This is a genomic window from Pontibacter deserti, from assembly GCF_023630255.1.
Lineage (GTDB): Bacteria > Bacteroidota > Bacteroidia > Cytophagales > Hymenobacteraceae > Pontibacter > Pontibacter deserti.
Map to the genome: position 1 here is coordinate 105,377 of NZ_JALPRS010000004.1, position 9,692 is coordinate 115,068.

At 44.1% G+C, this 9,692-nt stretch carries 10 protein-coding genes and 1 tRNA gene; 10 read left to right on the forward strand and 1 reads right to left on the reverse strand.

The window, feature by feature from the left end; translation table 11 throughout:
• Positions 1-8: 8 nt before the first annotated feature.
• The 5 genes from MJ612_RS17515 to MJ612_RS17535 all read left to right on the forward strand — a co-directional run bounded on the left by MJ612_RS17515 (position 9) and on the right by MJ612_RS17535 (position 3,286).
• On the forward strand, positions 9-1,343 hold the full coding sequence (locus tag MJ612_RS17515) for a dihydroorotase (protein ID WP_187033964.1): 1,335 nt from the start codon (positions 9-11) through the stop codon (positions 1,341-1,343).
• Between the two features lie 2 nt (positions 1,344-1,345).
• Positions 1,346-1,714, forward strand: a complete 369-nt coding sequence (locus MJ612_RS17520; protein ID WP_187033963.1) for a DUF6980 family protein — start codon at positions 1,346-1,348, stop codon at positions 1,712-1,714.
• Positions 1,715-1,839: 125 nt separating this feature from the next.
• A tRNA-His gene (locus tag MJ612_RS17525) sits at positions 1,840-1,916 on the forward strand.
• A gap of 130 nt (positions 1,917-2,046) precedes the next feature.
• Positions 2,047-2,970, forward strand: a complete 924-nt coding sequence (locus MJ612_RS17530; RefSeq protein ID WP_187033962.1) for a PfkB family carbohydrate kinase — start codon at positions 2,047-2,049, stop codon at positions 2,968-2,970.
• Positions 2,971-3,115: 145 nt separating this feature from the next.
• The gene (locus tag MJ612_RS17535) at positions 3,116-3,286 is read left to right on the forward strand and encodes a hypothetical protein (RefSeq protein ID WP_187033961.1); all 171 of its coding nucleotides are present in this window, start codon (positions 3,116-3,118) and stop codon (positions 3,284-3,286) included.
• Positions 3,287-3,368: 82 nt separating this feature from the next.
• On the opposite strand, the gene MJ612_RS17540 is transcribed toward MJ612_RS17535, so the two are convergent.
• On the reverse strand, positions 3,369-5,090 hold the full coding sequence (locus MJ612_RS17540; protein ID WP_187033960.1) for a M61 family metallopeptidase: 1,722 nt from the start codon (positions 5,088-5,090) through the stop codon (positions 3,369-3,371).
• Between the two features lie 238 nt (positions 5,091-5,328).
• On the opposite strand from MJ612_RS17540, the gene rpmH reads away from it, so the two are divergent.
• From rpmH to MJ612_RS17565, 5 genes are all read left to right on the forward strand, one after another.
• Positions 5,329-5,490 (forward strand): 50S ribosomal protein L34, encoded by a 162-nt coding sequence (gene rpmH / locus MJ612_RS17545; protein WP_162347583.1) that lies wholly within the window; start codon positions 5,329-5,331, stop codon positions 5,488-5,490.
• Positions 5,491-5,531: 41 nt separating this feature from the next.
• Entirely contained in the window at positions 5,532-5,942 is a 411-nt protein-coding gene (gene rnpA / locus MJ612_RS17550) for a ribonuclease P protein component (RefSeq protein WP_187033959.1), read from the forward strand.
• A gap of 28 nt (positions 5,943-5,970) precedes the next feature.
• The gene (locus MJ612_RS17555) at positions 5,971-7,626 is read left to right on the forward strand and encodes a S41 family peptidase (RefSeq protein WP_187033958.1); all 1,656 of its coding nucleotides are present in this window, start codon (positions 5,971-5,973) and stop codon (positions 7,624-7,626) included.
• Positions 7,627-7,747: 121 nt separating this feature from the next.
• Positions 7,748-8,440, forward strand: a complete 693-nt coding sequence (tsaB, locus tag MJ612_RS17560) for a tRNA (adenosine(37)-N6)-threonylcarbamoyltransferase complex dimerization subunit type 1 TsaB (protein WP_187033957.1) — start codon at positions 7,748-7,750, stop codon at positions 8,438-8,440.
• 12 nt (positions 8,441-8,452) lie between these two features.
• Positions 8,453-8,962 (forward strand): DUF2480 family protein, encoded by a 510-nt coding sequence (locus tag MJ612_RS17565; RefSeq protein ID WP_187033956.1) that lies wholly within the window; start codon positions 8,453-8,455, stop codon positions 8,960-8,962.
• Positions 8,963-9,692: the final 730 nt, after the last annotated feature.

A 9,692-nucleotide genomic window follows, 5' to 3' on the forward strand; every position in this document is an offset into this window, starting at 1 on the left:
TTAGCACCATGAAAAGCATCCTCATAAAAAACGCGCAACTCGTAAACGAAGGAAGAATAAGTACTGCCGATGTGCTGGTAAAAGACGGACGTATTGCACAAATAGATCAAAGTATAACAGCCGAGGCTGACCAAACTATAGATGCTACCGGTTTATACTTGCTGCCGGGTGTAATAGACGACCAGGTACACTTTAGAGAGCCAGGACTTACCCATAAAGCGACTATAGGTTCGGAGGCAAAAGCAGCTGTAGTGGGCGGAACAACTTCTTTTATGGAGATGCCGAATACAGTGCCTAATGCCACAACGCAGGAACTGCTGGAAGACAAGTATAAAATAGCTGCAGAAACCTCGCTGGCGAACTACTCTTTTTACATGGGTGCCACCAACGATAACCTGGCCGAGGTGCTGCTAACCAACCCAAACACGGTTTGCGGTATCAAGATATTTATGGGTTCTTCCACGGGGAACATGCTTGTAGATAATGCCGAAACGCTGGAACAGATCTTCTCGAAAGCCAAACTACCCATTGCCGTACACTGCGAAGACGAGCAGACCATCCGCGACAACATGGCCATTTATGAAGAGAAGTATGGCGAAGATATTCCGGTAAAGTGCCACCCCGAAATACGTAACGAAGCAGCTTGTTTTAAATCATCTTTCCTGGCGGTTAAGCTAGCTGAGAAGCATAATACCCGTCTGCACATCCTGCACATCTCTACCGAAGAAGAACTGAAGCTTTTCCGCAACGACATTCCGTTGGAGCAGAAACGCATTACTGCCGAAGTTTGCGTGCACCATTTGTGGTTTGATAAAGAGGATTACGACAAGTATGGCACCCAGATAAAATGTAACCCGGCTGTAAAAGAGCATCGCCACAAAGAAGGATTGTTGCAGGGTCTGCTGGAAGATAAACTGGATGTAATTGCCACCGACCACGCCCCGCACCTTTGGGAAGAAAAGCAAGGCAAGTATAAGCAAGCACCATCCGGAGTGCCTTTAATTCAACACTCGTTGCAGATGATGCTGGAATTTGTAAAACAGGGCAAACTGACGCTGGAGAAAGTAGTGGAGAAAATGGCGCATGCGCCGGCTATACTTTTTAATGTGCGCGAACGCGGTTACATTAGAGAAGGCTATTGGGCCGACCTGGTGCTGGTAGATCTGAACAAACCTTATACTGTTACCAAAGAGAATACCTACTATAAATGTGGCTGGTCACCATTTGAAGGCCATACTTTCAGCTCAACTATAATGCATACTATAGTTTCGGGGCATCTGGTTTACAGCAACGGCACATTTGATGAGAGCAAGAAAGGAGAAAGACTTTTGTTTGACAGGTAAGGATGGAGTTAGAAAAGTTTAAAGAGTTGCACTATAAGTTCTTCGGAAAGGAGCTGCCGCAGGAAGTGCTGGAATCGGAAGAGTATGCAGCCTACGCCGATGCAATACACGAAGACGAAGCCTGCTACAATTGGGTAACAGCCGAAAAGCTAAAAGCCAAAGGCTTCGACTATCAGGACTTATGCTGTATGATGATGGCTGACAAGGTTTTCGAAAGCTTGGACGAGGAAGGGGAGATTAAGTATGATGACCCGGAAGTGATCATTAATAAGTGGGATGAAGGGCTTTATGGTATACCGGTGCACAATGGCGGAGCAACTATGGTTGTAATAAATTACTGCCCGTGGTGCGGTACAAAGCTTAGCGAGTAAAGACCTTTATCTGAAGCATTTACTTTATACTTTGCTGTAACAGGTAAAATTTTTACCCAAAAATGCGCGTATAGTATTGCGTTGTGTGATTTCGTGCGTATATTTGCACTCTCAAACGAGACACGGTGATCGTAGTTCAGTTGGTTAGAGCACCAGATTGTGATTCTGGAAGTCGTGGGTTCGAATCCCATCGGTCACCCCAAGCCCTTGAAGCTAACCTTCAGGGGCTTTTTTGTTTTAGTTAATTGTTAACTTGCCGAACGGGTAAACTGCTGATTTTAAGTATAAACCTATTCGTGTTTCTTATTTCGTAATTCATAATTAGCAAAAATATGAGCTTAGTAGTAGTAGGTTCGATGGCGTTTGACGCGCTGGAAACTCCTTTCGGTAAAACTGATAAGATTGTAGGTGGCGCGGCTACTTATATCTCTCTTTCGTCTTCATACTTCGTGAAGCCGGTAAATGTAGTGTCTGTAGTTGGTGGCGATTTCGATCAGGACCACATTGCTTTAATGCACCAGCGCAACATCAGCACCGAAGGTGTGCAGGTAAAAGAGAACGAGAAATCTTTTTTCTGGTCTGGCCGCTACTTTAACGACATGAACAGCCGCGAAACGCTGGTTACAGAACTAAACGTGCTGGGCGATTTCGACCCGATCATCCCGGATGCTTACCAAGGCTGCGAATACCTAATGCTGGGTAACCTGGCTCCACAAGTTCAGAAAACTGTAATCGAGCGCCTTACTCAAAAGCCAAAGCTGATCGTGATGGACACCATGAATTTCTGGATGGACATTGCTTTACCAGAACTGATGGAGACATTGAAACTGGTAGATGTTCTTTCTATCAACGATGAAGAAGCACGCCAACTGAGCGGTGAGTATTCATTGGTTAAGGCTGCTAAAAAGATCATGGCAATGGGACCTAAATTCCTGATCATCAAGAAGGGGGAGCATGGTGCTTTGCTGTTTAACGAAGATAAAGTATTCTTCGCGCCAGCATTGCCTTTGGAAGAAGTATTTGACCCTACCGGAGCCGGCGATACATTTGCAGGTGGCTTTATCGGCTACATTGCCAGCACTAACGATATCAGCTTTGAGAACATGAAGCGTGCTATTATTTATGGTTCGGCGATGGCATCGTTCTGCGTAGAGAAATTTGGTACAGAGCGCCTGAAAAACCTGAGCACAGAGGAGATCGAAAACCGCGTGCAGCAGTTCGTGAACCTGGTTGCTTTTGATACTGTGCTGCAGTAGTTTTAGCAAGTATAAACTATAAGAAAAGGGGAGGCTTGGGCTTCCCCTTTTTTGTTGCCTTTGCCTAAACTATATCAGCTGTTTTGTAACTAAACCGCGCCAGTCGGGGTAAAACTAAAGTATAAGTTACTTAAGAATCCAAGCTATGAACAATAACAAAAATCAGATGAAGGGCAAAGCAGATGCGCAAAACCCGAAGAGTAAAGTGAAGACAGATCCTACCCATAAAGTGCAGCAGACGGAAGATTCTAAAGTTCAGAATCCGAACAGAAACCTGGCACAAGGTGGCAACAATATGCCTTACAAGAAAAAGTAAAGGCACACTAGCAACAGAATAAAACTATGAACATACTGGCGCGGGCAGAGGCTATCAAACTCTCTGCCCGCGTTTTTTATGTCTAAAACTCCTGATGCAGCCAATGCTTAAAGTTTTCTTTCTCTGTAGCATTCGCGTCTGGTCGCTTTTCTATGGTATACTTTGGGTAATAGCCTTGTGATGTTGGTATAAGTATAACCTGCCGTATTTGCTTGTCCCGGAAGAGTGTAAGGGTTATAGTTTCAGGAGATGGATGCTGCTGTAATAAATGCTGCAGGTTCTGTTCCAGTTTTCTACCGTTCAGGGCAATCAGTTCGTCGTCTATACTTAAGGTATTAAAAGCCGGAGATGCCGGGGCTACAGCAGTTACCTTTATTGTTTGTTCAGCAGTTATTTTAAACCCAAAACGACTCTCATAAAGTAATGTGTTTTCGTGCTGCTTCAGGGTGCAGCCTACATACTTCAGTGCTTCGTCAAGCGCAGGTTCTATTGGAGTAGTGCCGTTTATAAAATTATCGAAGTATAGTTTAAAGGACTGCCTGGCAATCTCATCAACTAAAGCTGCATAATCATGTTCGGAGTAGCCTATACTGCGCTTGCCAAATCGTTCCCATAGTTTCCGCATCACGGTATCCAGGCTTGCCTGGTTGTTGGTTGCTTTCCGCAGTTGCAGATCCAGAAGCAAAGCGGTTAAAGCGCCTTTTATATAGATAGATACTTTTCGATCGGGTATGCCGGGTTTGTAGCCATCTAACCACAGGTCAAATGATGAATCAGCTACCGACATGTTGTGACGGCTGTAGTCGGCGAAGTAGCGTTGCAGCGTGGTGTTCAGTTCATCGAAATATTGCTGTACTGTAAATACGCCGGACCTAGCTAGCATGTAATCGCCGTAGTAAGTGGTAACGCCTTCTGCTACATAGCCGGTTTTAAAGTAATTTTCCTGTGCAAAGTTGTAAGGCAGCATTTCCTGTGGCCGGATCTTTTTAATGTTCCAGGTATGGAAAAGCTCATGCGAACTCACCCCGATAAACTCTTTATATAATGCCGGCGTCATCAATAGTTCACCAGGGCCAAGCGTGATAACAGTAGAATGACTATGCTCTACGCCGTGGTAGGTGCGGTACGGAAGTATAAGGTTCAGGTAATGGTACTCCGGCACCGGAAAATCACCGAACACCTCTATCTGCGCTTTACTAAAGGCTTTAAAATCGTGGATGATCTTTGGCAAGTCAGGTTTGCAGGCGCCTTGTATCCAAATGTGGAAAGTGGTGCCGGCCAATGTATAGCTCGAATGTTGCAACGAGTTGCTGGCTATAAACGGGCTGTCTACCAGTTCATCGTAGTTTGCAGCGCTTAAGGTATGTTTTCTGATCTCAGGTAATCCGCAGGCGATTTGCCAGTTTTCAGGTATGGCTATACTTACTTCACAGGGTTCATGCTCACGTCCTTCTACAGCCATCAGGCAGTTTATCGGGTTCAGGTATAGCATCTGCTCATCCAGCCACGACCCGCCTGCATCCATCTGCCGGGCATAAAAGCTATAGTTTATAGTGATAGTGTCTGCTCCATCAGCCTGCACCACCCAGCGGTCTTTGGTTGCTTTCTGTATGCTTATATTTGCTCCATGTGCTGTGGCAGTAACCTGGCGTAGTTTTTGGGCAAACTGCTGCAACTCATAACGACCCGGGCGCCAGGCAGGCAACTGTAAGTATAACTCCTGCTGCGTGTTACCGGTTATAGTTATGCTGATATCCAGAAAGTGCGAAAGTGCTGAAGTATAACTCAGGTGGTACGAGATCATAGTTTGATTGCTGGTTGTTAAATGGCTGTATTGTTAAATTGTTGAAAGGTTTTACCCCAATAGCGGGTATTCTGTTTGCGAATGCTGCAGCAAAGTATATGTTATAGTTATAGTTCTAAAAAATAAATATCAAAGCAATCAGCAATCAAACAGTTTTTAGTAAAAATTTAGGGTTGGGGTTTGATAATTACAAAAGGTTCTCTAATTTTGCAGGCCATAATAAAACCATTGGCATACGATGAAAAGAACATTCCAGCCTTCTCAGAGAAAAAGAAGAAATAAGCACGGCTTCAGATCTAGAATGGAGACCGCTAACGGTAGAAGAGTTTTGGCTAGCAGAAGAGCCAAAGGCAGAAAGAGGCTAACTGTTTCTGACGAGAAAAGACACAAGGCAGCTTAATTCCTGAAAAGGAAGCAGCTTTTGCTATTGCGTAGCCGCTAATGACTATAGAAGCAGCTAACGATCAGCAAGCGAGCCAGCCAACTACTTATACATTTTCGAAAGAAGAACGCTTGTGCAGTAAGCGCTTAATCACGCTACTGTTCTCCAAGGGTTCTTCTTTTAATTTGTATCCGCTTCGCTTTGTTTATTATACCGAGCCTGGCGCAGCGCCTGCATCCACACAGGTGGTAATTTCAGTATCTAAGCGCCATTTCAAACGCGCCGTAGACCGCAACCGCCTTAAACGGCAAATACGTGAGGCTTACCGCCTTAACAAACATCTCCTGCTTGCCGATCCGGCTAAAGCACCTGCTTTACTAGGTATACTTTATATCGGTAAAGAAAAAAAAACCTTTCAATCTATTCAGAAAAAACTAATTTCCGGTTTAGAACGTTGTCTCAGTACGTAGGCTTTTCTTGTTCTCTAACCCGAAAATTATGTATAAAAAATATATCGCCGGCATTGTAGTAGCTGGTTTAGGTTTAGGCCTGGTATCTTTTAAATCTGACTCCGATCGCTATTTCGAGATTGCCAAAAATCTTGATGTATTCGCCACCCTTTTTAAAGAAGTAAATACCTATTACGTGGATGATGTGCCGCCTGCACAAATGATGCGCACGGGTATTGATGCCATGCTTAAATCGCTGGATCCTTACACCAACTATATTCCGGAAGACGATATCGAAGATTTCCGCACCATGACTACCGGCCAGTACGGCGGAATTGGGGCAGGTATCGGCGTGCACGATGGTAAAGTAGTTATCCAGATGCCTTACGAGGGTTCGCCTGCACAGAAAGCCGGCCTGACTATAGGTGACCAGATCCTGAAAATTGATGGTGTAAATGTAACTGGTAAGCCATCTGCTGAGGTAAGCAAACTGCTGAAAGGCCAGGCCAATACTCCTATAAAACTGGAGATCAAAAGCTACGGACAAACCAAATCACGCACGGTAGAGCTTCTGCGCGCTAATATAACAGTGGAGAATGTGCCATATATTGGTATGCTTGATAACGAGATCGGCTACTTCCAGCTTTCCGGTTTCACTATGGATGCCTCCAGAGAAGTAAAACAGGCAGTTCAGAAGCTGAAAGAGATGGGTGCCAAGAAGATCATTTTCGATTTGCGCGATAACCCGGGCGGTTTGCTGCACGAAGCAGTAAACATCTCTAATGTGTTTGTGGATAAAGGCAAAGACATTGTTAGCACTAAGGGTAAAGTAAAAGAGTGGAACAAGACCTACAAAGCCTTAGACGAACCGCTAGATAAAACAGTGCCATTGGTTGTGCTTACCAGTTCGCGCAGCGCATCTGCCGCCGAAATTGTAGCCGGTGTAATGCAGGATTATGACAGAGCGGTACTGGTAGGTGAGCGTACTTTTGGTAAAGGTCTGGTACAGGCAACACGTCCGCTTTCTTACAACTCGCAGCTAAAAGTTACTACAGCTAAATATTATACCCCAAGTGGCCGTTGCATTCAGGCTATCGATTATTCGCACCGCAATGAGGATGGTAGCGTGGCTTCTATTCCGGATTCGCTTCGTGTAGCATATAAAACAGCAGGAGGCCGTGTGGTATACGATGGTGGTGGTATTAGCCCTGATGTGGAAGTGCCGCCGACTGATTATTCTGAGATTGCCCGCACTATAGCTAACAAAGGTTACCTATTTGAGTTTGCCAACAAGTATAAAGCGGAGCATCCAAGTATAGCATCAGCCAAAGACTTTAAATTATCCGATGCCGATTACCAGAAGTTTGTAGCTTTCCTGGCAAACAAGGATGTGTCATATACTACAACTGTAGAACAGGAGCTGGTGGAACTTACTGATAAATCAAAAGAAGGCAAACATTACGAAGATATAAAAGCTGAACTGGACGCTATCCGTAAAAAGGTATCACATAATAAAGCCAACGACCTGCAGCGCTTCCGCCCTGAAATCCAGGAGATGCTGGAAGCAGAAATTGCCTCACGTTATTACTTACAGAAAGGCTACATCGAATCTACATTTGATGATGACCCGGATATCCTGATGGCGAAGAATGTGTTGAATGATCCGCAGAAATATGCTTCTTACCTGAAAGTTAAAACGAAGTAGAAGTATAAGCTAAGTATAAACAAAGGAGATGCTGCAAAGTATCTCCTTTGTGCTTTTACAAAGTATAGCTTTATAGTATAAACTGGATAGCGTACTTTTGCATCACACAAGTATAAAACCAATGCCTTTATTACTTTCCATTGAGACTTCCTCAACCGTATGTTCTGTTGCCCTGCACCGCGACGAGCAACTGCTGGGAGCATCAGAACTTCAGATCGAGAAATCGCATTCGTCGCATATAACTGTAATGATAAACCAACTGGTGGAAAATTGCGGAGCCACCCTCGAACAAATTGATGCGATAGCAGTTTCAGGAGGGCCGGGTTCTTATACAGGCTTGCGCATTGGCAGTGCAACAGCCAAAGGAATTTGTTATGCCTTAGATAAGCCGCTTATTTCAGTGTCAACGTTACATAGTCTGGCATTACAGGTAATTAACAGTACACCTAATGCGGTGCAGTATCTGTTTTGCCCGATGCTGGATGCCCGACGAATGGAAGTTTATACTTGCCTGCTCGATTATCAACTAAATGAAGTGTTGCCAATTGAGCCTATAGTATTAGATGCAGATACTTTTGCAGCAGAGCTTCAGAACAAGCCGATCATATTTCTCGGTAGTGGCGCTGGTAAGTTAAAGCAGTTTCATGCGGATAACCCGAAGGCTTTGTTTATAGATAATATTGTTCCATCAGCAAAACCTATAGGTGAGCTGGCGTTGCAAAAGTATAAAGAACAGGTTTTCGAAGATGTGGCCTACTATGAACCCTTCTATCTGAAAGATGTTTATATAACAAGTAGTAAACCTAAGGCATAAACAAGTATAAATATGTCAGAGATAATAAATAAGGTAGCCCAAAGTGCACTCGTAACTATAAACCTGGAAGAATTGCTTCATCCGGGCGAGCGCGTGGTGTATGATATAAAAGATAATCTTTTCCACGGACTGATCCTGAGAGAGAAAGACTTCAGGACTTTTATTAAAGAGCATGACTGGTCGGTTTATGACGGAAAGAACGTAGCCATTATATGTTCAGCAGATGCAATAGTTCCGACCTGGGCATATATGCTACTAGCAACAAAGCTGCAGAACCACGCTAACTATTATGTGTTCGGAGATTTAGAAGCTCTAGAACAAGCTCTACTTCAGGAGGCCATTGCTAAAATAGATCCGGAAGAATATCGTGACGGTAAAGTGGTAATTAAAGGATGCGGAAGTATACCTGTACCTACTTATGCTTATGTAGAGATTATGCGAAAACTGTTACCAGTAGTTAGTAGCCTGATGTATGGCGAACCATGCAGTACAGTTCCTTTATATAAGAAGCCGAAAGTATAAAGATATAGTTCAGCTATACTTAAACACTAAAGCTTTAAAGCGCCACTTGTAATAAGTGGTGCTTTTTGTTTATAGATATAGTAATCTATAGGAACTAAGAGCCAAAGTATAGCTGTTTCCCTCCCGCGGCAGGCAGAAAAGGAAGTAGAAGTAAGACAGTTGAAAAAACTTTTCATTTCATAGGAACTTTGGCCCCACCTAATTCTGTTATCTCTAAGCGCTGGGGACAACAGGTCACTGGAAAAGCAGCCATACTGCTAAAGGAGCAGAACCTGTAGGAAAGCCTGAAAAGGATTTTAAATTTTTCCACCACAGTGTCAGCGACTTAAGCAGCTTGAATAAAAAACTTTGCGGGCAGGTGTTGCAAAGAGCAAAGAAACAGCTACTTTTGCAACCCGTTCAGCAGGAAGGGTAGGAAAGAAAGGGTAGGAAAACAAGAAAGCTGTTAGCGGGGAATCCCTTCTATGTTCTTTCAGGCGGTCTTTAGGGCAGCCGGCCGCTGAAAAAAAACTTTCGAAAAACTTGCTCCGAGTACTTGCAAACATCACCTGAACGGTGTTACCTTTGCAACCCGGTTCTGACAGAGAGCCGCCGCCGCTGACAGCGGGAAAGCTTCTAGCACGCCATGAGTTTGCAAGAGTTGCAGGGGCTGAAAAAAAGAAAAAAAATTACGGGCAGGGTATTGCAGATTGTAAAAAGCTTCTTACCTTTGCACTCCCAATCGGACGGA